19 protein-coding genes are annotated in these 24,064 nt (G+C 60.1%); 2 read left to right on the top strand and 17 right to left on the bottom strand.

Annotated elements, in window-relative coordinates; all coding sequences use genetic code 11:
* Window positions 1-370: 370 nt before the first annotated feature.
* The 5 genes from LC094_RS15885 to LC094_RS15865 are packed head-to-tail and all read right to left on the bottom strand — an operon-like array spanning window position 371 to window position 7,916.
* Window positions 371-2,401, bottom strand: coding sequence for an aminoglycoside phosphotransferase family protein (locus LC094_RS15885; RefSeq protein ID WP_226553777.1), 2,031 nt, complete (start codon window positions 2,399-2,401; stop codon window positions 371-373).
* Complete coding sequence (locus tag LC094_RS15880) at window positions 2,385-4,244, bottom strand: ABC transporter ATP-binding protein (protein WP_226553776.1); 1,860 nt, start codon at window positions 4,242-4,244, stop codon at window positions 2,385-2,387. Before LC094_RS15880 ends, LC094_RS15885 begins: the two co-directional genes overlap by 17 nt.
* A 2-nt stretch (window positions 4,245-4,246) precedes the next feature.
* Complete coding sequence (locus LC094_RS15875) at window positions 4,247-5,386, bottom strand: glycosyltransferase family 4 protein (RefSeq protein ID WP_226553775.1); 1,140 nt, start codon at window positions 5,384-5,386, stop codon at window positions 4,247-4,249.
* The gene (locus tag LC094_RS15870; protein WP_226553774.1) at window positions 5,386-6,657 is read right to left on the bottom strand and encodes a glycosyltransferase family 4 protein; all 1,272 of its coding nucleotides are present in this window, start codon (window positions 6,655-6,657) and stop codon (window positions 5,386-5,388) included. The genes LC094_RS15875 and LC094_RS15870 overlap by 1 nt, the downstream gene beginning before the upstream one ends.
* Window positions 6,657-7,916, bottom strand: a complete 1,260-nt coding sequence (locus tag LC094_RS15865) for a glycosyltransferase family protein (RefSeq protein ID WP_226553773.1) — start codon at window positions 7,914-7,916, stop codon at window positions 6,657-6,659. Before LC094_RS15865 ends, LC094_RS15870 begins: the two co-directional genes overlap by 1 nt.
* A gap of 258 nt (window positions 7,917-8,174) precedes the next feature.
* Here LC094_RS15865 and LC094_RS15860 point away from each other — a divergent pair, with 258 nt between their 5' ends.
* Window positions 8,175-9,806, top strand: a complete 1,632-nt coding sequence (locus LC094_RS15860) for a sensor histidine kinase (protein ID WP_226553772.1) — start codon at window positions 8,175-8,177, stop codon at window positions 9,804-9,806.
* Window positions 9,799-10,479, top strand: a complete 681-nt coding sequence (locus LC094_RS15855) for a response regulator transcription factor (RefSeq protein WP_066708885.1) — start codon at window positions 9,799-9,801, stop codon at window positions 10,477-10,479. The genes LC094_RS15860 and LC094_RS15855 overlap by 8 nt, the downstream gene beginning before the upstream one ends.
* 173 nt (window positions 10,480-10,652) lie before the next feature.
* Here LC094_RS15855 and LC094_RS15850 read toward each other — a convergent pair whose 3' ends face one another.
* From LC094_RS15850 to LC094_RS15795, 12 genes are all read right to left on the bottom strand, one after another.
* Window positions 10,653-11,627, bottom strand: coding sequence for an N-carbamoyl-D-amino-acid hydrolase (locus LC094_RS15850; RefSeq protein ID WP_226553771.1), 975 nt, complete (start codon window positions 11,625-11,627; stop codon window positions 10,653-10,655).
* On the bottom strand, window positions 11,624-12,907 hold the full coding sequence (locus LC094_RS15845; RefSeq protein WP_226553770.1) for a M20 family metallo-hydrolase: 1,284 nt from the start codon (window positions 12,905-12,907) through the stop codon (window positions 11,624-11,626). The genes LC094_RS15850 and LC094_RS15845 overlap by 4 nt, the downstream gene beginning before the upstream one ends.
* Window positions 12,904-14,172, bottom strand: a complete 1,269-nt coding sequence (locus tag LC094_RS15840) for a diaminopropionate ammonia-lyase (protein ID WP_226553769.1) — start codon at window positions 14,170-14,172, stop codon at window positions 12,904-12,906. Before LC094_RS15840 ends, LC094_RS15845 begins: the two co-directional genes overlap by 4 nt.
* A 24-nt stretch (window positions 14,173-14,196) precedes the next feature.
* A complete protein-coding gene (locus LC094_RS15835) occupies window positions 14,197-14,970 on the bottom strand; it encodes an ABC transporter permease (RefSeq protein WP_226553768.1) in 774 nt (257 codons plus the stop codon).
* Window positions 14,970-15,833: an ABC transporter permease gene (locus LC094_RS15830; RefSeq protein ID WP_226553767.1), complete on the bottom strand. Its 864-nt coding sequence runs from the start codon at window positions 15,831-15,833 to the stop codon at window positions 14,970-14,972. Before LC094_RS15830 ends, LC094_RS15835 begins: the two co-directional genes overlap by 1 nt.
* A complete protein-coding gene (locus LC094_RS15825) occupies window positions 15,833-16,975 on the bottom strand; it encodes an ABC transporter ATP-binding protein (protein ID WP_226553766.1) in 1,143 nt (380 codons plus the stop codon). Before LC094_RS15825 ends, LC094_RS15830 begins: the two co-directional genes overlap by 1 nt.
* A complete protein-coding gene (locus LC094_RS15820; RefSeq protein WP_226553765.1) occupies window positions 16,975-18,042 on the bottom strand; it encodes an extracellular solute-binding protein in 1,068 nt (355 codons plus the stop codon). The genes LC094_RS15825 and LC094_RS15820 overlap by 1 nt, the downstream gene beginning before the upstream one ends.
* A 131-nt stretch (window positions 18,043-18,173) precedes the next feature.
* Entirely contained in the window at window positions 18,174-19,082 is a 909-nt protein-coding gene (locus LC094_RS15815; protein ID WP_226553764.1) for a MurR/RpiR family transcriptional regulator, read from the bottom strand.
* Between the two features lie 389 nt (window positions 19,083-19,471).
* A complete protein-coding gene (locus LC094_RS15810) occupies window positions 19,472-20,641 on the bottom strand; it encodes a M20 aminoacylase family protein (protein ID WP_226553763.1) in 1,170 nt (389 codons plus the stop codon).
* A 1-nt stretch (window position 20,642) separates the two neighbouring features.
* Window positions 20,643-21,137 carry an L-2-amino-thiazoline-4-carboxylic acid hydrolase gene (locus tag LC094_RS15805; protein ID WP_226553762.1) on the bottom strand — a complete coding sequence of 165 codons (495 nt, stop codon included), beginning with the start codon at window positions 21,135-21,137 and terminating at the stop codon, window positions 20,643-20,645.
* Window positions 21,134-22,435, bottom strand: a complete 1,302-nt coding sequence (locus LC094_RS15800) for an NAD(P)/FAD-dependent oxidoreductase (RefSeq protein ID WP_226553761.1) — start codon at window positions 22,433-22,435, stop codon at window positions 21,134-21,136. The genes LC094_RS15805 and LC094_RS15800 overlap by 4 nt, the downstream gene beginning before the upstream one ends.
* Window positions 22,432-24,057: an aminotransferase class V-fold PLP-dependent enzyme gene (locus tag LC094_RS15795; protein WP_226553760.1), complete on the bottom strand. Its 1,626-nt coding sequence runs from the start codon at window positions 24,055-24,057 to the stop codon at window positions 22,432-22,434. The genes LC094_RS15800 and LC094_RS15795 overlap by 4 nt, the downstream gene beginning before the upstream one ends.
* Window positions 24,058-24,064: the final 7 nt, after the last annotated feature.

Below are 24,064 nucleotides of genomic sequence, written 5' to 3'. Positions count from 1 at the left end.
ACTCCCCCATCCCATGCATGTCCAAGACGACATCTCCAGATGTGGACCGGACTTTTGTGCTGTAGTTATGAACGTGCATTACATATCGCTGATCTTATTGGATCGAAGGTTCCAAGCTCCGCGATCTGTCAGAGATGGAACGGCAAAAAGCGACACGTAAGAGAATGACAGACGGCGTGTGAGGTCAGTAGAAATAAGTCCCTCTATATCGGATATATACATCCGACGCTGCGCCTCTCGCACAACTGGCCCGGATCGAAGTCTGACGCATGTCCTCCTCAGCACCCCTTCGATGTCTTGTCTGTCGTCGTGTCTTCTGATGTGCTGTCGGCTGCAAATCTGTCCATAAGGGCATGGTTCGGGCGTCTGGTCAGGTCATTTCGCCTGCCTTCAGCTTCCGGACAGGCTGCGTCAAATGCGCAATGATTTCTTCCGCTTCATGCCGCCGGTCTGAAAACCGCTGAGAGATGTGGATGTGCCGGGCAAGAGAAATCCGCCGGGCGGCGGTGATGCGGGACATATCGGGGAGAGACGCATGCGCGGCATAACCGTCCAGAAAGGCCATGTCTCGAGCCGGGGTCGTGCCAAGCCCCTTATGATGCCGAAGCGCCAGCTCATCGAGATGGGCAAGAAAGTTGCCGAGATCAATCGCCGGGTCCCCCATGGCCACCAGATCCAAATCCAGAAGCGCCACACTCCCCGCCGAACAGATCACCTGATCCGGATAGAAATCCCGATGCAAAAGGACCGGTTCCGCCGGTGTTTCAAGACGCGCAATATCAGGGGCAAGCGCCCGTTCGACCGCCTGAAACGCCGAGATATTCTCTGGCGCACGCGCTTTCTCGGCTGCAAGAGCCTGTGTCAGGACGGCGCATTCCTGTGCAAGTGTCCAGTCGCGCGCGACCTCGACCCCACTGGTGTGCAACCGGGCCAGCGCCTCTCCGGTCTGCCGAAGGGCGTTGCGCAAAACCTCTTCTGACGTGCCGTTCAAGAGCAGACACGTCAGATCAGGCCCTTTTATTTCCTCCTGAAACCAAAGACATGCCTCTTTCATTTCTGCGAGAACAACAGGAACCTGAACCCCATACCTGCCATCCAGCCCGGCCGCGCGCACAGCAGACTGAAGCGCAGGCGTGCGGCGATCGGCGCGGCCAAAGCGCAATTTGCCATAGGCCGCACGCCCCACCGTGTCGGCATAGCGGAAAACGGCTCTCCGACCGGGTTTCAGACGGAGACAGTGCACCTCGCTCGGTGTCCAGCCAAGCGCGTCAGCGACAGTGGCCGGGGTTTGAGCGATATGGAATGCGGGTGTGCCCAGAGGGGCCAAAAGTGCTTCGACCCGTTGCAACAGCGCCGCGCAGCGCTCTGGCCAGTCCGGGTGACGATCCCGGAAGGGTTCGATCAGCAATCCCGCGAGGGCGGCGGCGCGATGCGGGCGGATGTCCTCCGCTGTCATCCCGTAGCCGTCGAGAAACGCCTGGCTCAGATCTTGTCTTGTGCTGGGGTCATAATCGAGCCGGGCCAGAAAGCTTGCGACATCGCACAGAGGATCGCCCGTTCCGGCACGGTCCCAGTCGATAAAACACACTGCGTCATCGGGGGTTACGATCACCTGATCGGCGCTGAAATCACCATGGCAAGCCGCAACATTGGGACGACACGCGGCAAGATGCCCGGAGAGCATCACGGCACAATGCAAGGCACGCGGGGCAAGATCGGGCAAAAGATCTGCCAGATCGTGCAGCGACCGAGACGGGTCGGTCGCGGGCAACGGGCACAGCCCGCGCATCGGGTGCCGGTGCAAGTCTGCCAGCCGTGCACCGATCCGGCGATAGAGCTCAGGGCTTGGACTGTGATCCGCCGCCCGGCCGGCCACCCATTCGATGTCAAGCGTCGCTTTTTTCGCATCACTGGCAAGCAGCCGCGCGCCGCCGAAATCTTCGCCCAAATAGGCCCCGGCGCGGGCCTGATCAAAGAGACCGGGCGCAAAGGCCCGGCGCAACCCGCCGTCAATGCGCTGCACAAAGCGGCGGTTGGGTTTGAAGGTCACAAGACTGTCGGGATCGGCTTTGCGCAGTTTCCGGGCCGCCGGAATTTTCCTGTCACGCCAGACCGGCAGGGCAACGAGACAGGCGGCCACATCCCAAATCCCGTGTTTGCGCCAGTTCGGACGCGACAGATAATCCGTAAAACGCGCTTCGGGGGCCGTTCGCAGGACAAAGAATTGCCCGTCGGCGCGCCGAGCCGTGGCTGTGGCATTCACCCCAAGCTTGTAGCGCAGATAGGTCAGTTCCGCGGGATGCCCCAAAAGCCGGGCGACATGTTCGGGGTCTAAAAGCGCGGCCAAACCGGGCAAGCCGGGATCACGGGCGACAAGATCGCGGTCAGCCTTGCAGAGCATGTTTGCCTCCGCTCTGATGGGCAAACAATCGGGCGAAACCGGTCTTTGTTGCGGCCAGACGGTCCGGCGTCCCGTCTTCCTGCACCCGACCGTCTCCCATCAAGATCACCCGATCGAAACAGCGCGCCAGCGTCAGGTCGTGGGTGATGATCAACGTGGTTCGATCCCGCGCCAGCCGCAGGATCGCCCGGCGCAGATGGGCTTCGCTTTCGGCATCCAAACCGACAGTTGGTTCGTCCAGCATCAGGATCGGGGTTTGACGCAGAGCGGCCCGCGCCAAAGCGATCCTCTGCCGTTGACCGCCAGAGAAATTCGCGCCGCGTTCGGCCACTTCGGTGTCATAGCCATCGGGCATGGCGGTGATGAACTCCTCCGCACCGGCAAGCCGCGCGGCGGCGCGAATGTCGTCGTCACTGACCTCCCGCCCTGCCCCAAGGGCGATGTTTTCCGCGACGGTTCCGGCAAAAAGCACCGGATCCTGCGGCAGAAAGGTGATCTGGGCACGCAGGCTGTCGAGTGTCACGGCATCGACCGGCGTGCCGTCGATGAGGATCCTGCCACCCTGTGCCTCTCTCAGGCGCAGCAAGAGCCAGAAAATCGTAGACTTCCCGATGCCAGATGGCCCGATCAAGGCAACAGATTGCCCCGCCGGTATATCGAGGGAGAACTCTTTGAGAACCTGCCGCCCGTCGGGGTAATCGAAACCCACCCTGTCAAAGGAGATATGCCCCTGAAACACCGGCGCCGGGCGGGCCTCGGCACGGTCGCGAATCTCCGGTTCCGTGTCGAGCAGATCGAACACGCGTTCTGCGGCGGCAGAGGCCTTGGCAAGACGCCCGGAGTATTTCGCATAGTCTCTCAACGGCCGGAACGTGTTCTTGAGATAAGTCAGGAAAACAAGCAGATCGCCCGGTGTGAGCCGCCCGGCAAGCACCGCATGGGTGCCGAACCACAAGACTGCGGCGGTGGTCAGACCGATCATGACATCGACGCTGCGTTCCATCAGAGCGCCAAGACGCCCGGTCTTGATGCTGTCGCTTTGGCTGGCACCGTTGGCGGATTGAAACAGCCGCCCGGTGGCCTCTTCGAGGCGCAGCGCCTGTACGGATCGGATCGCGCCAAGCATTTCAGAGGCGCTGTCGGCCAGGCTGGCCTCGCGTTTGCGCTGCACCCGGCTGGCGGTTTTGATGCGGTTGCCGATCCGCGTGGTCATCAAAAGCAGCACAGGCACCGGCAAAAGCGTCAGAAGCGCCAGCGTCCAGTCGAGCCACATCATCACCGCAACCATGCCGGTGAGAATGAAAACATTGGTCAAAAGCGGCATGACGGCGGTGGTGGCGGTGTCCTTGAGCATGCCGACATCGCCGATCAGGCGCAGGGTCAGATCGCCCGGACGGGTGGTGTCGTGAAAGGCAGGCGGGAGCTTTTGCAGATGGGCAAAGAGATCGCGCCGCAAGCCGGTCAGCGCCCGACTGCCCGCCACGGCAAACAGACTTGTCGAAACGAATTGAAACAAGGCGCGCAAACCGATGACAAGCGCCAGCCCCACAGCGCAGAGCGCGATAAAGCCGTTGAGACCGGAGAGGGTCAGCCCACCGATCAGCGTGACCGTGAAAGGGCCTTCGGTCGGGGTGCGCACCACCCGGTCGATGATGAATTTGAGCGGCCAGGGTTCCAAAAGGCGCATGGCCGTGGCCATCAAAAGCGCCAAAACGCCGGAAATCAACGTGCCGCGAGACCCGGCCAGATAGGGGCTAAACCGGCGCAACATGCGTATGAACGCAGGTAAAGCATCGCGCAGACGGTCTTTGCGTTTGCCGCGCAACGTCGTCGAACCGCCCATGATCACAGCCCCTCGGAGAGCATAGGCAGGTGGCTCCGTTCGAGCACAGTTCTGGCATTGGCCTGCCAGGTGTGATGGGCGATGACATGGCGGTGCCCGGCCTCTCCCATACGCCGGGCCCGCTCCGGGTCTTGCGCGAGGGTGGCAATGGCCCGGGCCAAGGCTGCGGGGTCATCGGGCGGGCAGATCAGGCCAGTGTCGCCATGCGTCACGATCCGGGCCAGATCGCCGACATCGCTGGCGATCACCGGCAGGCGCGCGCCCATATATTCATAAAGCTTCAAGGGCGAAAAATAGAACTCCTGAGCCGCCGAATAGGGCGCGATTCCGACATCCGTTCTGGCCAGCCAGTCCGGCACCGCGTCATGCGGGATCAGCCCGGAAATCTCGCCGCCGAGCGCTGCGATCCGCTCAGAAAACCGCGCACGCTCCGGTCCGTCACCGACGATCAACAGACGAATATCGGGCCGGGAGGCATGCAAAATCTCCATGGCGCTGACCAGCACATCAAGATCGTGCCAGGGTTTGAGACTGCCGACGAAGCCGACGGTAAAGGGTCGGTTGCCCTGACGAGGGCGGTCATACATCGCGGGGTCAATGGCGTTGGGCAGATGAAGCACATTTTGTGCCCCGTGATCCTGCGCATAGCGGACGACCTGAGGGCTGACGCCGGCGACAAGGGCGGCGGACTGCATGGCCGCTTGCGTGGCCGTCAAACAGTCCTGCGGCAAGATCATCTCGCGATGCCGTTGCTGTTCTTCCATCAGAGGCGCGTTGACTTCGAGCACGGAGGGGACGCCGGCCTCCCGCGCCCATGTCATCGCGCTGTGCGACAAAAGTGCGTGGCGTTCATAGACAAGGTCGAACGGCCCGGCGTCGCGCAAAATGTCCGGCAGGGCAAGGTCGAGCGCCCTAAGCGCCTGCATCCGCGCCTCAGCGTTGGATTTCGACGGTAGAGAAAAAGGCACAACGGGCGTCGTCTCAAGCCCCTTCGGGCGTGTGCCCTCACAGCGTGGCGAGAACAGGGTGACCTCGGCCCCCATGCTCTGAAACGCGCGGACCATGGATTGCACATGCACAGAGGCCCCTTTTGCACCAAACACCGGAATGCCAGGATCGAGGCAGATGTAAGCGATGCGCATCAGAGGCCTCCCTGAGTGGCCACAGCCCGGTCATCACAGCGCAGCCTATCGAAAATCCGACCCAATTCGGCGGCGTTTTTGTGCAGGTTGAAATCGGCTTCGATCCGCGCACGGGCGTTCCGCGAGAGCGCGGCACGCAGCTCGGCGTCGCGCCAAAGCCGGGCAAGCTGATCAGCGAGATCGCGGGGATTGCCCTCCTGCGCCAAAAGCCCGGTTTCTGCCTGTGTCACCAGTTCAGGAATGCCGGTCACAGGGGTGGCGACGACCGGACAACCAAGCGCCATGGCCTCAAGCAGGACGGTCGGCATGCCATCGCGATTGCCGTCTGCCCCCACAATGCAGGGACAGGCCAAGAGCGTCGCCTTTTGCATCGCGCGGATGATGTCGTCTTGCGGCATCGGACCGATCAGGTGCACGGTTTCGGACAGGCCGGAGGCGTCAATTTGGTCCTGCAGTTCCTGTTGCATGTTGCCGCCGCCGACGATCCGGCACGGCAGGCGCAGCCCCTTGTCACGCAGGATGTGCAGAGCCTCGACAAGAATATGAAACCCCTTTTTTTCGACCAGACGCCCGACAGCTAGAATCTCATGCGGCTGATCTTGCGGGGCGGACCAAGAGAAGGCGTTCAGATCGATACCATTGAAAATCCGAACCAGCTTTTGGGGATCACAGCCCAAACTCTCGTTCAGATACCGCACATTGTAATCGGAGACCGTGACCACGGCATCTGCATCGGCCAGCTTGAGCGGCAGGTGATGATCCTCATCGTAATCGCAATAAATATCCTTGGCATGGAGCGTCACCGACCAGGTGATCCCGGCCAGAGCCGCGGCGATGCGGGCAACGGTGGCCGCCAGCGTGCCGAAATGCGCATGCAGATGGGTGATATTCCGGCTCAGACAGTCCAGCGCCAGAAGGATGGCCTGATACAGGTCGCTCTCACTGCTCTCCGGAAACTGCATCATGGCCGTCATCGCCGTGGGGCGCAGGGCGTAAAGCGTCTTTTGTGCCTCCCAAAGCGAGTCCTGTTTGCGCAAAGGCTGACGCAGGCGCGTCACGGGCGCACGCACTTTCGAAATGATATTCTGGAAATGCGTTTCCTCGACCGGTCGCAGCGCAAAAATTTCGATCTCGCGCCCCTCTGCCTCATGGGCAAGGATTTCGTTGACGACGAAGGTCTCCGAAAACCGCGGATAGCGTTTGACGACATAGCCGATCTTGCCAGTCGTCTGTGCCGGAAAACCAAGGGGAGACGGGGAGGAAACGGTCATCAGAGAGCTTCTTTCAGTGCTGGGGAGGAGGAGGTGATCGACGGGTCCCGGGCGAGAATTTCGGCGGTACGGTTGCGGACGCGTTCAAACCCGCTCATGTCGAGAGGGCGGGCGGGCTGCGCCGCTGCTTGTGGCCGCGACAGCCACTGGCTCAGACTGTCGGGGGACAGATGTTCGGGCAAAAGCATATCCACGGCGCCTGCGCGCGACAGCCGTTCGGCCCGGATCACCTGTTCGCGGCGCGGGCGGGTGCGCGGGACGATGAGCGACCGTTTGCCAAAGGACAGCGCCTCGCACACGGTGTTGTAGCCGCCCATGGTGATCACGCGATCGGCTGCGGCAAACAGTGAGATCGGTTCCGGCAGAAAACGCAGGACCTGCATGTCGTCACGTTCGCCAATCTGGCGCGTCAGAGCGGCTTGATCCTTTCCGGGCATCTGTGTGCCGGTCAAAATGATGCCGCGCCGGTTCGGGGGCAGCGTCGTGCGGGCAAAGCTGTGGCAAAGATCGGCCCCGTCCTTGCCCCCGCCCACGGCACAGAGGACGAAGGGACGGTCGTCCTTGTCCGGCAAAGATTTCGTGGCGGCCTCGGTGGCACGGGGCAACGACAGCCGATGTCGTTGATCGAGATACCCCATAAAGCGGCTGCGGGCGCGGAAATCCGCGCTGAACCCATATTCTTTCGGCAGATCGAAAAAGGCGCGGTCGCCATAGATCCAGATCTCGTCAAACCAGTCACGCAACGCACGCTGGTTTCGTTGCCGGAGCCATTGCGCCCGCACGGTTTCCGGGCTGTCGATGATATCGCGCAACCCGAGGATGACACGGGCACGCCCGCGCTTGCGCAGCATGTGTAAAGCCGGATCAAGTTCGCCCTGACAGCCGCGCGGCACATTGTCGACAATCATCAGATCGGGGTCGAAGGCCGCAAGCGCCGCCTTGATCGTCTCGGCGCGCAGCGCCGCGATCGTGCGCAGATCAAGACCAAGATGCCGGGCCTCATAGGTGCCCTCGGCGGTCTTGCCATAGGCCGGCAGGGTCAGCATGTCGACGCCTTCAGGGATATGAAACCCACCCGCCTCGTGCATCCCCGCAATCATCAGGATGTCGGGCCGGGGCTCGATGCTGCGCAGGGCCTGGGCCAACAGAAGATTGCGGCGCAGATGCCCAAAGCCGACGGTGTCGTGGGAATACAGAACGATGCGCGGTGCAACGCCATGCCGGGTGATTTTCGCACCGTTTGCAGAGAAATGTTTCATCGTCTGGTCCACCGATCCTTTTGCGGTTCCCGCAGGCGTATTGCGGGGCTGTTTTGCGTATCGGATAAGGTGGGCAGCCAAGATTGGAATTCAAATTAGAACTTTACGAGGCCACGCCCGTGAAGATTAGAAGTTTATAAGAATGCCGTCTCAGGTGCTGTGTTCTTCTGTCAGGTGAATTAAATCGGGTCTGCTTGCAGGGGGATGACAGACCTGCGGCCGCACAGGGCGTGGTATGCGCCAAGAGGAGGATAAGGGATGAAAATCCGGGCAAAGCTTCTGGTCAGCCATGGTTTCGTGGCCCTTGTGGTCGGCTGTATCTGTGTCCTGATCCTGATTGGATTGCAGGCCACGGACGACTCCCGGCATTCCTTTGAACGCAGCTATGAAAGCCTGCGCGAGATCAATGAACTGAACTCGGACGCGAACCGTCTTTCCGAACAGATCGCGGAGCTGTTCACCGTGGGTCTCGAAGGACGCGACGAAGTGACCGAAGCCTATGATCATCTGATCGTTCAGCTTGATGTGCTGCACACCGTACTGGAGGCCGATCTGGCGGAGGCAGCGCCCGAAGACCGGGAAAGCGCGCAGGCCATGCTCGACTGGATCACCGAACTTCATACCGAGGTGGAAAGTCTCGGCGCCGCCGGGATGGAGATTTTCGATCTGTTGTCGAAAGGCCAGCGCGAGGTGGCGCAATCGCTTTATGCTCGTCGGGTGGAGGACGATCTCGATACCAGTATCGGCACGCTGATCGACGAGGCGATCCGGCGCAATGCCCGCAGCGTCAATGCCGAGATCGACGCATGGAACGAGCTGACCGAACGCCAGCGGCTTTTGGCCATCAGCATCTTCGTCACGGCGGCGCTGGTTGCGGTGGGCACGGCTTTGCTTTTGGACAAACAGGTGTCGCGCCCGCTTGCCGATCTGTCGGCGGCGGCGGACAATCTGGCAAGCGGTCACGGCGAAATCGCGCTCGACACCCGGCGCAGTGACGAGCTTGGCGATCTGGCCGAACGGTTTCAGGAGATGGTGCAACGGATTTCAGAGCAACAGGCCAGTCTGCGGGCCGCCCGCGATTCATTGGCCGAACAGGTCTCTGAGCGCACCGAAAGCCTGAGCCAGCGCACCGAACAGCTTGAGGCCGCGAATGCGCGCCTGCGCGAGCTGGATTCGAGCCGAACCCAGTTTTTGGCAGACATCAGCCACGAGTTGCGCACGCCACTGACGGTGATGCGCGGTCAGGCGGAGGTCGCCCTGAGAAATCCGAACCCGTCGAGTGAATTGCTTCAGGCTGCGATGCAGGCCATGGTACGCAAGACCGGTCAGCTCGGCCAACTCGTCGATGACCTGTTGTTCCTCGCACGCTCCGAAGCCGGGGCGATTCAGGTGATCCCCTCCCCGACCATGCTTCAGGAAACTCTGGCGGAGGTGACGATGGATGCCCGGTCCCTGCGCGCCGCCGATGGGATACGCATTGCCCTGCATCAACCGGAAGACCCGGTGATGGTCGATGCCGATCCGGCGCGTTTGCATCAGGCGGTGATGATCATTCTCGACAATGCAATCCGTCATGCGCCGCGCGACAGTGTGGTGTCGATCGACCTGAAACGGTCCGATGATATGGCATACCTGTCGATTTCGGATATGGGCGAGGGCTTTCACGAAGCGGATATTCCGCATGTGTTCGACCGGTTTTATCGGGGCCGCAACAGTCGCGGCGCTGGTGGCAAGGGCAGCGGTCTCGGTCTGGCCATCGCCTATTGGATCGTCAGCCGCCATCACGGTCGGATCTCCATCGGGCAGGCGGAAAACGGCACCAACGGCGCGCGGGTGGATGTGATCCTGCCGCTGCTCACGGAAACGGAGGGGACGGACCGCCATGCATGATATTCTTCTGGTGGAAGATGACGACGAAATCGCGGATTTCATCCTGCTCGGGCTGACGAACGAAGGCTATAACGTCCGACACGCAAATTCTGCGGCGGCGATGTGGGAGGTGCTTGCGGAACGGCAGGTGTCGCTTATCATTCTTGATCGCATGTTGCCGGATGCAGAGGGCGCGATCCTCTGCGAAACCCTGCGGGACACTCATCCCGATCTCTTTATCCTGATGCTTACGGCAAAGGATTCTCTCGAAGACAAGCTGGCGGGTTTGCGGTCTGGTGCAGATGATTACATCACCAAGCCGTTTTCGTTCGAAGAGTTGTTGTTGCGTCTCGAGGCACTGCTGCGGCGACGCGAAGGCGGCATTTCGGAAAAGAACGGAACCCTGTCCTGTGGTGTCTTCGAGTTCGATCTGACACATAAATCCGTACAACGCGAAGGTCGGGAACTTGGCCTGACGCCAACCGAATTCGCCCTTTTGAAATATCTGGCCGACAATGCCGGGAGCGTCGTGAGCCGGATGGACATTTTGTCCGGCGTCTGGGGCAAGAATTTCGATCCGAACACGAACATCGTCGAGGTCTATATCGCCTATCTGAGACGTAAGGCAGACGGTCCGTTCGATGAAAAGATGATCCGCAATGTGCGTGGCTTTGGCTATGTGCTGGAAGTCTGAGCCTGGATTCGCGGCGGTTTAAGCGCACCCTGTTGAGGGTCGGCGGGTTGCCGAACGCCGACATGCAATACCGCTCTCAGATCGCGATATGAAAGCGATTTTTCGGGCGCCTGAACGGAGCGCCCGAAACATATCGCAATCAGCCCTGATCCGTCACAGGCGCAACCGTCAGCTTATCTCGCTTCGAATACGCTATTCTCGGTCACCTCCGCGCGCAGGTGTTCACGCCTGTCCGCGCCTTCACAAATAGGGCCGTAATCGCCAGGTTCGCGGTGCAGCGCGAAGTTAAATACATTCTCGCGCAATTCTTTACAGCGGTCTAAATCGATCTCTGCCGTGGCGATCTCATCTCCGAGCCCTTGGGTCATCGCGATGATCTCGCCAGTCGGGGCAATGATGCAGCTCCCGCCAATCAGATCACAGCCTTCCTCGCGACCGGCCTTTGCCGTCCCCACCACCCAGCAACCGTTGGCATAGGCCCCTGCTTGCATCGAAAGGTGGTTGTGAAAATCCTGTAGATGATCGTGCTCAGGGGCCTGCGGGTAGTGCACAGGTGTGTTGTATCCCAACATGACCAACTCTGCCCCCCGCAGCCCCAGCACCCTAAAGGTCTCAGGCCAGCGACGGTCATTGCACAGGCACATACCCAGCTTGCCCCCCATTGCATCATGGACCTGAAAACCGAGGTTCCCATGCTCGAAATAGCGTTTTTCCAGATGCTGGAAGGGGCGCCAATCTTCCGGCTGGAAGTGACCCGGAAGGTGGATCTTGCGGTATTTCCCAACAATTTCGCCCCCGTCATCAACGATGATCGAACAGTTGTAGCGATGCCGCACACCCTCTTCGACAACCTCTTCGGCGTAGCCAAGGTAAAAACCCATTCCGAACCGTTTGGCCGTATCGAACAACGGTTGTGTCTCCGCGCTCGGCATTTCCGTTTCAAAGAACGCAGCAAGTTCGTCCGGGTCCTCGATCATCCAGCGTGGGAAAAACGTCGTCAGCGCCAGCTCCGGAAAGACGATAAGCTTCACGCCACGCGCATACGCCTGTTCCATCAATGCAACCATGCGGGCAACGGCCGAAGCGCGGGATTCATCGCGGGCGATCGGACCGAGCTGAGCGGTGGCGACAATCAGTTTGCGGCTCATGAGGTGGCTCCTTGTGCTGTGTCTCGCTCTCGTTGGTCTTTGGGCTGCTCTGGCCCGGCCTGCGCCACGACAACCTTGGCCAAAAGCGCAACGCCTTTGGCGATTTGATCCGGTGCGGTGTATTCGTGGATATTGTGACTGATGCCCTCTTTCGACGGCACGAAGATCATCGCGGAGGGGCAATGGGGCGCAAACATCTGTGCATCGTGGCCTGCCCCCGACGGCATCCTACGGGACTTAAACCCAAGCTCGGCTGCCCCCTGCGCAACGCTTTCCACCAGATCAGGATCGAAGGCGACCGGTGCGAAGCGCGCAAGGCTTTGACGTCGGATCGTACAGCCTTCCGCCTCCGCGAGCGCTTCCGCTTTGGCAAACAAACGCGCTTCGGCCTTTTTAAGAACCTCTTCGGATGTGTTCCGCAAATCCACCGTCAATCGCGCCTCTTCGGGCACGACATTCACAAGATCCGGCGCAAAATGCATACGTCCCACAGTTGCGACCTGCGGCGCGCCAAACTCCTGTGCAATGGCCCGTGCTTCCAACGCGATCCCGACAGCCACGACCCCTGCGTCATGACGCATCGCCATCGGCGTTGTCCCCGCATGACAGGCTTGGCCAGAAATGGTGAATTCGGACCACGAAATGCCCTGCACCCCGGTCACCACACCAATATCCAAGTCTTCGGCCTCAAGAACTGGCCCCTGCTCGATATGCAGTTCGAGATAGGCTGAGGGGGTGAGCGCCCCAACGGGCTCAACGCCCCGTGCATCGATCGCGTCCAGGGCTTCGGAAACGCTCATGCCATCGATCCCGACGGACGCCAGCATCTCAGCAAGATCAAGCTCCCCCTGCGCCACGCCAGAACCCATCATATCCGGTTGAAAGCGCGCGCCCTCTTCGTTGGTGAAAAACGCAACCGCCACCGGTCGCTCCGTCTCAACGCCGGCGTCGATCAGGCTTTCGATGACTTCGAGGCCTGCCAGCACACCGAGATTGCCATCATACAACCCTCCGGTGCCGACAGTGTCGATATGAGACCCCATGACGACAGGCCGCTCCGTGTGTCCGAACCTGTTCGGACGAATAGCCCAGGTATTTCCGATGACATCGGAGTGAACCTCCAGCCCCAGCGCCTGAAACCACCCAGTGACAAGCGCACGCCCGGCTTTGTCCTCTTCACTCAGCGCAAGACGTTTACAGCCACCATTCGGCAGTCCGCCAATTTTCCCAAGCTCGAAAATCCGCGCCATGAGGCGATCCGTGTCGATCCGAATGCTCATGCCGTAACCTCACCGCGCACCTCGGCGGCCGTGCGCCCGACCAGCTGCTGATAAAGTTCGGGATCGCTGTCGCCCTCGGACCCGAAGACCAGCACACGGCTGTTCGAACTGAGGCCAATGGCCTGCGCCGCATCTGGCTGTGCGGCAACCGCAAGGCAAACGGCCAACCCCGCAACAGCAGACTCGCCCGCGACAATCGCAGGATCGCCTCCCATTGGGCTCGCAAGCCTCCGCATCACAGTAACCGCATCTGCATCCGTTACGGACACGGCCGCAAAGGCCAAAGGCTTCAGCACATCCCACGCCAGCAGGGAAATCTCACCACAGGCCAAGCCCGCCATCACTGTATCAAGATCGCCCTCAACAGCCGTCGGTGTACCATGGCGCAAAGACTCAAGCCAACAGGCAGATTTGTCAGGATCAGCAAGAATAATTTTTGGAGCTTTTGCAGCGCCATAGCGCCGACGCAACAGAGCCGCAACCGCAGCAGCGGCGCCCCCAACGCCGGTTTGCAAAAACACATGGGTTGGGGGCTCTAGGCCATCATCCTCAAGCTGATCCGCAGCCTCAGCGGCCATGATCTCGTAGCCTTGCATCACGTTTTTCGGGATTTCCGTATAACCCTCATAGGAGGTATCGGAGACCACAAACCAGCCCTCGTTGCGGGCCGTCTCATCGGCTTCGCGTACGCTTTCATCATAGTTGCCAGACGTCCGTCGCACTTGCGCGCCGAAGCTCTCAATAGCGGTCTTGCGGCCCTCCGAGACGGTTGCATGTATGAAAATCACGCACTGACAGCCAAAGGTCTGTGCGCCCCAAGCGACGGAGCGCCCGTGGTTCCCATCTGTCGCACAACACACAGTGATCTCAGACAGAATATCGCCGTAAGTGCCCTTTAAAATCTCGTCTACACTCGGCTCGGGCGCGCCGGTACGGTTGGAAATTTCCGACATAATGAGCCGAAGCACTGCGTAAGCGCCCCCAAGCGCCTTAAAACTGCCAAGCCCAAACCGCCCGCCCTCATCTTTGTAATGAAGGCTCGCCAAACCGGCGTTCCGGGCCATATCCGGCAGAGCGTGAAGCGGCGTGCGCGCATATCCGGGCCAAGCCGTGATTGTCTCTCGGGCCACCGCGAAGTTTGCATCGTTCAAAACGGCTTCCTGCTCCGGCGCGTACTCTGCATCCAGAGCGTAATCGCGATTGAACACAAGTTCAGACGCCGCGCCATTGCCGAGTGTGTTGGTGAATTTGATCGTATCAGTCATGTGATCTTCCAAAATGAATGAGGGTCAGGCTTTTGCGCCCGAACGCCGTCGGATGGCTTCGGCCAAAACGACAAGCGCGATGTTTCCGAATACGATCAACACAGCGAGCGCGTTCAGACTTGGAGAAAGGTTGAATCGGAAATCCGATGCGACGAGGACCGAGAGCGGTTGTTCGCGGCCACTCAGAAATGCGGTCAGCACATACTCCGATGAGGACAACACAAAGGCGATGACCCAAGAGGCCAGAAGCCCATTGCCCATGAGCGGCAGAACCACCCGGCGAAAGCTCGACCATCCGGACGCCCCGAGATCCGCGGCGGCTTCGATCAGTCTGCGGTCCAGCCGGATCAGCACGGAGGCGATGATCAGGGTGGAAAATGGCAGGATGATGATCGACTGGCCGGCAATCACCGTCCAAAGTGAACGGTCGATATTCACTTCTTTGAACAGAATAAGCTGCGCCACGGCGAGGATCAGACGCGGGACAAGGAACGGCAGCAGCAGCGCGGCCGCGAAGATCCCCTTCCAGCGCACCGGATAAAACACCAGCGCGAGCGCGGCGGAGGCCCCGAGCAAAGTGGACAGGATCGCCACCGGGAAGGCGACGAAAAGCGTGGTCAAAAACCCGGCACCCAAACGGGCATCCGCGATAATATCCGCGTACCAAGCCGCGGTCAGACCCTGGATGGGGAAGGCCATGACGTCCGCATCATTGATCGAGAAGAGGAGGATCATCGCGATCGGCAGATACATAAAACCGAACACCAGATAGACCCAGACTGTTGCTGCACGCGTCATCACACATCCTCCGCAACGAGACTGGAACGGCGAATGGCCAAAGCACCAAGGCCGAAACAGACCATTAAGATCGAGAGCATCGTCCAGGCGATGGCCGAGCCGAGCGGCCAGTCGAATGCCGTCCCGAACAGATCGTTGATGGCTGAAATGATCGTGATGCCTGATGCGCCGCCTAAGAGCTGAGGCGTGAGATAGTCGCCTGCGACCATAACAAACACCATAAGTCCGCCCGCGACCAATCCCGGTACGGTCAGCGGAAGGATCACGCGCAAAAACCGTGCGGGTGCTGGCGCTCCAAGATCAGCTGCCGCCTCCAGCCATCTGTCGTCAAGACTTTCAAAAGCGAGCCACAGCCCGATCACCATGAACGGAAGATAGTTATAAGTCAGCGCAATATGGGTCGCCAAAGGGCTGAACAACAGACCGGAAAACGGTTCATCAATCACGCCGAGCCACATGAGGCTGCGGTTAATCGCGCCTTCTGCACCAAGAAGAACACGCCATGCGAAAATACGGATAAGATCGCCCGAATAGAGCGGGACCAGCAGCAAGGTGAGCAGGGTCGATTTCGCCGCGTGAACGCGTTTGGCGACAAACCATGCCACGGGATAGCCGATGACCGCCGTCAGAGTGACCACCAAGAACGCGGAGCCAAAGGCGCGTGCGATCAGGCCGCGATAGGTTTCCGAACCTGCGATTTTGGCATAGTTGGCCAAGGTCAGATCGTAAGAAATGGTCACGAAATCGACCTGAAAAAACGAATAAGCCAAGAGGATCAACAGCGGCGCACAGCATAACGCGATCAGCGCCGCGACAACCGGCAAGGCCAACCAATCCCCGACAGATAGGATGGAACGCCGCATCAAACCGCTCCCGCTTCTGGGGGCGTGACGGCGCGCGCCTCCACGGCAGCGGCCCAGACTTTGGCAGTGTCAAACGCCAAGGTGATGTCCTCGCCGACCGAGGGCGGCGCCTCTCGGTGGAGGACCTGCACGACCTGGTCCCCACAGGTACAATCCAACAACCAGTCGGAGCCGCGATAGACCTGATGAACCACGCGGGCTTTAAGCTGTGCCTTGCCTTCAGTCTCTGCTTGCGCAACGCAAACCTGTTCGGGGCGCACACACAGTACGGCTTTGCCCCCTGCGTGCAATGTCGAGACACCCGGCACAGCGAAGGACCCGAAGGCGGTCTCCAGCACAACATTGGCGCCTTCACGCGCTTTCACCTCGGCGGGAATGCACGCCGCCCCCCCAATGAAATCCGCGACATAGGCGGTTTCGGGTTGAGCATAAATCGCTTCAGGAGCCCCCTGCTGTTCAATGAGTCCGTCCCGCATGACGATGATCTGATCAGACAGAGCAAAAGCTTCCTCTTGATCGTGGGTCACATGCAAAAAGGTCATACCCAGACGACGCTGCAAGTCTTTCAGTTCGATCTGCATATCCTTGCGCATCCGGCGATCCAGCGCGGAAAGCGGTTCATCGAGAAGCAGAAGACGCGGTTCGTTCACGATGGCCCGTGCCAGAGCAACACGCTGCTGTTGCCCTCCGGAGAGTTGGCGGGGACGCCGGTCGGCCATGGCCTCCATTTGAACGGTCTTGAGAGCGTTCATTGCGAGCAACTTGATCTGGGTCTTCGCGACATCGCGATAGCTGAGCCCGAAGGCGACATTTTCCAGCACGGAGAGATGTGGGAATAACGCATAGTTTTGAAAGACCGTATTAATCGGCCGAAGGTTGGCGGCAGTTTCGTCAAGACGTTTGCCATCCAGTGACACTGCACCGGAGCTGACGCTCTCGAACCCTCCGATCATGCGTAAGATCGATGTTTTACCACAGCCAGATGGCCCGAGAAGCGTCACGTAGCTGTTTTCCGCCAGCGCAAAATCAACGCCGCGTACGGCGTGAACCGTGCCATAGGTTTTGGTCAGTTTGAAAGCTGCGAGAAGCGGACGCACAAAGCGCCCGCGTCCGTCCAGCTGTCGCGGGGAAGGCGATGTCATCAGCTGGCTTTCACTTCATTCCACAAGGCAACCCAATCGTTGTAGCGCGCCGGGTTTTGTTTCCAGACGAAATTGTCCATCACGGAGAGATCCTTGATGAAGATTTTGTCTTGTTCTTCCTCGCTCAGAAGATCGCGCGCCGCAGAGGTCGATTGCGCGTAGGGACCACCGACCGCGAGCATTTTGCCGTAATCCGGGCCAAGCAAATAGTTGATCAATTCAAACGTCGCATCGAGGCGCGCGCCAGAGACGTCTTTGGGCACTGCGATTGTATCGCACCAACCGATCACCCCCTGTTTCGGCTTGGCCATGCCCATTTCGATGCCTTTGGCTTTCAGGTCGTAATAGGGCGGCACCCAAGAAAAAGCGCAAACCACTTCGCCCGTCGCAAACAGGTTGGTAAGATCCCCGATGGAATTCCAATAGGTCCGCAGCTTGCTTTTCTGGATCATCAAAACCTTTTTGATTTCCGCAAGTTGCTTGTCATCCATGTCGAACATTTCGGTCTCGGGGATCCCAAGATACATGGCTGCGATCATGATGCCTTCAAGGGCATAGTCGCGCATGGCCAGCTTGCCGTTATAGGCGTCGCCCTCGAAGAACACGGACCAATCCGGCTCTTCATCCATCAAATCGGCGCGATAGACGATCGGGTTGATACCCCAATAGAACGGAATGCCGTAAGTCTCGCCATCAACTTTCCCGAGCGACGTCGCGTTGAACGTCTCGTAGAGCAGCGCGGCATTCGGCACTTTGTCGAAGTCAATCGGCTGGAGCAGATCGGAGGCCGTATAATACTCGACTTTATCGAGGCCTGGCGTGATCAGATCGACAGAAGAGGCCCCGCCAGCCCGCAGCTTGGCGAATTGTTCGTCGTCAGTGCCGATAAAGGTCTTCGTGATCGAGATGTCGTGACGATCCAGGAACGCTGCGAGGTAGTCATCCTTGGCGAGGTTTTCCCACGTCATCCAAAGAATGTCTGTGCTCGCGTTGGCGCGGGCGGCCGGTCCGAGCACACCGAGAGCAGTTCCTGCCATGGCGGTTTTGATGAAGTCTCTGCGAAGCATTTGGAATCCTTTCGAGCATGAAAAGAAGAGGAATGTGAACTCCTCTATGCTCTAGCTATGAAATCCCAATTTCACCTATAGAATATTTTTGAAATTGTAATTTCATATCCGGGTTTGCCAAACTTCTGCGCTCAATCACCAGACTCTGATGGGAAATTAGGCAAGTCCTGCACAGAGATTGCAGAGCTAAGATCGTCGACTCGTTCATGCAGACGTTCAATTTCTGCAAGCCGCTCTTTCAAAGCCGCCCCTTTCGTCGCAACGAGCCGCGCACAGAGATGGTTGATGAGGCTGATCGGGACGACCATGCTGTCGAAAATTCCCGCCCCTTTGTTCTGGCATCGCAACGACACTGATGCATTCGCCCCGGTTTCGCCCAAAGTCGGATCGCTAATCATGATGACGGAGGCCCCCGCCTCCCGCGCGATTGTCACGACCTCACCAAGCACTCTCGGCCGCCGCCGCATCGCGATCACCAAGACGGTATCATCGGGCCGAATGCTGGCCAGATCTTCCCCAAGAGACGCCCCCGCATCGCGCGGCAACAGATGGACGTCAGACGAAAAGTTCAGAAGCAGCATGTGCGCATATTGCGCCAAAGCACGTGAGTTACGGTAGCCCACGATCCAAATGCGACGCGCTTGGGCCAAATAGCCGACGGCCTCCTCGAGCCGAGAGATGTCCATAGTCTCCAAGGTGCGCGACAGGTTTTCACTGTCCTGCGCCACATGAAGATGGAAATCCCCCGCTTGCGACAGGGTGTCCTGAAGATGCTCGAACGGCGACCCCCAACCCGCGTTGCGTCGTGAATGGAGACGTGCTTCGTTGTAAGTGCTATATCCCAACCGGCGAAAAAAACGTGCAGCGGTTGCCGCGGACACACCCGCCGTATCAGCGAGTTCCGCAGCCGTATAGCTCGACAGAGAACTTTGTGCCCGCAAGACAACCTCGGCCAATTGCTTTTCACGCGGAGTCAGTTTCGCGTAGGCATTCATGATCCTCTCGTCGATCTGCATGTCATCTGGGTGCTCTTCGTCCAAAACACCGCCTCCTTCTGGCTCGGATGCAAATTACCTGGATTGGTTTCATTTTTGATCTCTTCGGTGTCAATATGCCTCCCTCTGGCGTCGAGGCTCAAGGGGCGCATGAAGCATTGAGAGCCGTGGAAGGTGATCCAGTTGCTCATCAGAGCGCCCGCAGAGACGCCGTCATGGGTTGCTTTGAGATAATGGGAGTCCGTTTCAAAGAACGCTAGAGCCGCGCGATGAGAATATTCTCATGCTGTCCATGCAGCGCGCGGCAATTTCCCCGGCGCATGCGCTTGGCCAAAGATCTATGAGCAGAACGGCCCATGATCGCGCCCATCAAACGGGGCGATCATGGGCCGTAAACATTGGTTTTGCGGGCCGCCAAAGCAGCTCGGCAAGGTTTACCCGAGCGGCAATCTCTGACGCACCAAGGTTGTCCAATAGGAACTACCCCACGCGATCACATCGTCGTTGAAATCGTATTTCGGGTGGTGCAGCGCTGCGGACGGGCCGTTGCCGACATTGATCATCGCGCCGGGCACCTCGTTGAGCATAAAGGAGAAATCCTCTCCGCCCAGCGTCTGCGGCATATCGAGGAACACGTTCTCGACGCCCGCCACCTCTTGCGCGGCCTTGGCGGCCAGTTCGGTTTCACGCTCGTGGTTCACCGTCACCGGATAGTGGCGCAGGTATTCGGTCGTGCCCACCGCACCATAGGCGGCGGCGATATTGCCGACCATGGCGGACAGGCGCTCCTCGATCATGTCGCGCACCTCTTCGCGCAGTGTGCGCACTGTGCCGGTCATCGTCACGTCTTGGGGAATGACGTTGAACGCATTGCCCGCCTGAATGGTGCAGAGCGAAATCACCGCGCTGTCGATGGGGTCCATATTGCGCGAGGTCAGCGTCTGAACCGCCTGCAACAAAGCGCCTGCGATGGGCAGCGGGTCAATCGTCTGATCCGGTCGCGCCGCATGGCCACCCCGCCCGGTGATGGTGATTTTGACCTCATCGACTGAGCCCATGATCGGCCCCGAGTTGATGATGAATTGCCCAACCGGAAGGTTCGGACGGTTGTGCATGCCGTAGACCTCATTACAAGGCCAGCGGGTGAAGAGCCCGTCCTCGATCATCGCGCGCGCGCCCGCGCCGCCCTCTTCGGCGGGTTGGAAGATAACGATCACGGTGCCATCGAACGCCCGGCTCTCCGCCAGATGCCGCGCCGCCCCCAAGAGCATCGTCGTGTGACCGTCATGACCGCAGGCGTGCATTTTGCCCGGCACCTGCGAGGCGTAGGGCTTGCCGGTTTCTTCCACGATAGGAAGCGCATCCATATCGGCGCGCAGACCGATGCTGCGCCCGGAGACATTGCTTTGTCCCCGGATCACCCCGACGACGCCGGTCTTGCCGATGCCCTCATGGACCTCGTCAACGCCCGCGGCACGAAGCGCCTCGGCCACCTTCTGCGCAGTGCGCTCCACGTCATACAAAAGCTCGGGGTTCATATGCAGATCGCGGCGGAACTCCGTCAGATCGGCGACCTGTTTGGCGACCCAATTCTCGACAGCCATCTCAGGCCTCCTTCTTCATTCTGTAGCGGAAATCGCAGTGGCTTGCGCCTTTCATGATCGTCTGGGTCCGGGTCATTTCGATCTCCGGGTTGTAGCCGATGCAGAAATCGCCATCGCGGTTGCAGGACAAAAGATGACCGATGTCGCCCAGCCCCATCTCCTGATACATCTCCGCGTACCGGCATTTCACCACGTTGAAATCCATCTTTTCCTCGGACATCTCGAGGGTCTCAATTCTGAGCGCATCCTCGCGGGTCCAGTTCGGCTGGATCGCGGCGAAATCCGTCAGGTCGGGCGCATGGCCCAGCTCTTCGGCCAGCATCGCGCCCTGTTCGATGGCGGATTTTGAACAAGCCGCACCGATCACGGCCTCGGCCTCTTCGCGGCCAGACCGCTCGGTGATCACGTCGAGCACATGTTTGAGGATCATCGCCTCAATCCGGCGGCGCAGCAGGATCGGAACGTCGTTCAGGTCCATCTTTTTTTCTTCGGTCATAGGTTCACTTCCTTATGGTCCTGGCGCTTGAGCCAAGCCAGATAGGTGGGGGCAAAGCGGCGCACAAAGCCATGCACCGGGAAAGGATGCGGCTCGGTCACCGGCAGGGCCAGTTCGTCTTCGGGTTGGCCGGTGGCGGCGCGGGCCAGTTCGCGGCCCAGTGAGGTGCCAAGCGCGACGCCGCGCCCGTTACATCCGACCCAGGCCCAGCCATCGGGGCCGAGTTTGTGAACACGCGGGAAGCGGTCCCAGTTCATGCCGATATAGCCCGACCAGACATGGGTCATCTCAGGAACGCCCAACTCGGGGAAGGCCTCGGCGAGACTTTTCGCCGCTTTCTTGCGCACGCGGTTGGCGACGTCAAAGGACCCCATCACGGCACCGCCGGTGATCAACCGATTGCGCGCATCATAGCGGAAAAACCGCAAATCCCCACGCGTGTCGGACACCGCCTGACGCCCCGGCAGGATTTTCTGACGCAGGTTGTCGCCCACAGGGGCTGTTGCCATTTGCCAGCTCAGAACCGGCACCACGGAATGCGCGATGCGGGGCGCCAGACGCGGGGCCAATTCGCCCGTGTAAGCGTTGGTCGCGAGGATCAGCGCGCGGGCCTTGAGTGTGCCCTGCGCGGTCTTGATCACCCATTCTGAGCCGACGCGCTCATAAGACACCACAGGACTGTCCTCATGGATCATCGCGCCCAGATGCTCCGCCACCCGCGCCATTTCGCGCGCGAGGGCGAGCGGGTTGATATGCCCGCCCGTCGGGTTGAACATGCCGCCGTACCAGAAGTCAGTGCCCAGAATGTCGGCGCATTGTTGCGCGTCTTTCAACTCCGCCGGAAAGCCATAGCGCTGCCACGCCTCGACCCGTTTTTGCGACAATTTCACACGTCCGGGGCTATGAGCGGGCTGGAACCAACCGTTCTGTTCCGCTTCGGCCCGCATGTCGAATTCGCGCACCAGATCGAACAGCACATCACCCGAGTTGCCGATCAGCCGCACCATGCGTTTGCCCGCCTCGCCATAGCGCGAGACCCAGACATCGGGTTCGGCGGAGGTGAGGATCGGAATGACCTGACCGTTGTTGCGGCCCGACGCGCCCCAACCTGCGGCTTTGCCTTCGACGACGGTGACCGCATGGCCGCGTTTGCGGGCCTCGATGGCGGCAGACAGGCCAGTGAACCCTGCGCCGATCACGGCGACATCGGTTTCCTCGACGCCTGCAAGTGGCGCGGACAGCGGACGGTCTGGCGCGGTGGCGGCCCAGAGGGATTTGGGAAACTCGACAGACATCATGCGGCTCCTTCCGGGATCAAACCGGTTACCTCTTGCGGCAACCAGAACCAGCGCAGCGCCTCTTCTTCGGCGGACAAATCAGGGCCGGAGCAACAGTCCAGAGTCTTAGCGCTCTCGGCCAAGGCTTCGGCCTGCGCGATACAGGTGGTGAAATCAGGCACGGTATCGGTGCTGGCGGCCTGCCCCTCCCACAGCGCGGAGAGCGCGGAGGGGCAAGTGTCCTCGAACGCAGGCGTCGCGCGCCAAATGCCCTCGACGGCGTCCAAACGGTAATAGGCCAGCATGTCGAGACCGTGCTCGGCGACAAAGCGGATCGCGGTGGCGATCTTGTCCACGTCTTCATCCTCGAAGAACCAGTTCACCCCGAACCGCGCCCAGCCGGGGCGGAAGATGGAATGGCCATGCTGGACAGCGGCCTCATGGCGCGCGCTGGTCGTCAGGTCAATATCGAGCAGAGAATGACCATAAGGCCCGGCACAGGAACAGCCGCCACGTGCCTGAATGCCGAAGAGGTCATTGAGCAGCGCCACGACATAGTTGTGGTGCAAGAGCTTGCCTTTGACACGCAGGTTAAACGAGAAAATTCCCAGACGCGGCACGTTCGACGGTCCCAAAAGTTCCATCCCCGGAATGGCGCGCAGCGCCTCTTCCATCCGGCGGGTCAGAACGGTTTCGCGGGCCTCGACACGGGCCTCGTCCATGTCACGCTTGAGCTGCATCACCATGCCGGCGCGGATGTTGTCGACGATGGCCGGCGTGCCGCCTTCTTCGCGATGCTCGGGATCGGTGATGTAGCTGTGGCCTTCGGAGGTGACATAGCTCACCGTGCCACCGCCCGTCAGCGTCGGGCGCGCGGTGTCAAAGAGGCTGCGGTCCGCGATCAGCACACCGGACGCCCCCGGGCCGCCCGGGAATTTATGCGGAGAGATCACGGCGGCGTCGATCCGGTCGCCTGCACCCTCAGAGGTTGCCGAAAGCTCCACCGGCATATAGGGCGCGGCGGCGGCGAAATCGGCGACACAGAAAGCTTCATGCGCGTGGAGCAGCTTGGCGATGGCGCGCAGGTCGGTGCGCACGCCGGTGACATTCGAGGCGGCCGAGAAAGCCCCGATCTTGAGCGACGCGTCGGCATGGGTTTTGAGGGCCTGCTCCAGCGCCTCAAGACAGATCGTGCCCGCCGCGTTCAAAGGAATGCGCACCAGTTCTGCGCCGCTCTCACGCCAAGGCAGATCGTTGGAGTGATGCTCATAGGGGCCGACAAAAACGACCCCCTCAGAGAGACCTTTCATCGCGAAGGCCCGCACCAGCTTGTCGACCGCGCCCGTGGCGCCAGAGCCGGTGAAGATCACGGCATGGTTTTCGTCCGCATCGACCGCCGAACGCACCGCTTCGCGCGCCATTTCGCGCAGCTGCGTGGTGCGCCGCCCGACAAAAGAGGTCTCCGTGTGGGTGTTGCCATAGTAGGGCAGAACATGGGCGCGGATCGCGTCTTCGATGAACCCGAGCGCGCGGCCGGAGGCAACATAATCCGCATAGATCAGCGCCCGCGGACCGAAGGGGCCGGACATCGCCGCCCCCTCGCCAATCAGAGCGCTGCGGATATCTTTAAATTCCAGTGACATCATAAAT

It is taken from the genome of Celeribacter naphthalenivorans (genome assembly GCF_020524585.1).
Classification (GTDB): domain Bacteria; phylum Pseudomonadota; class Alphaproteobacteria; order Rhodobacterales; family Rhodobacteraceae; genus Celeribacter; species Celeribacter naphthalenivorans.
Note: the sequence above shows the minus strand (reverse complement) of the source record. Positions and strands in the feature narration are given on the sequence as shown.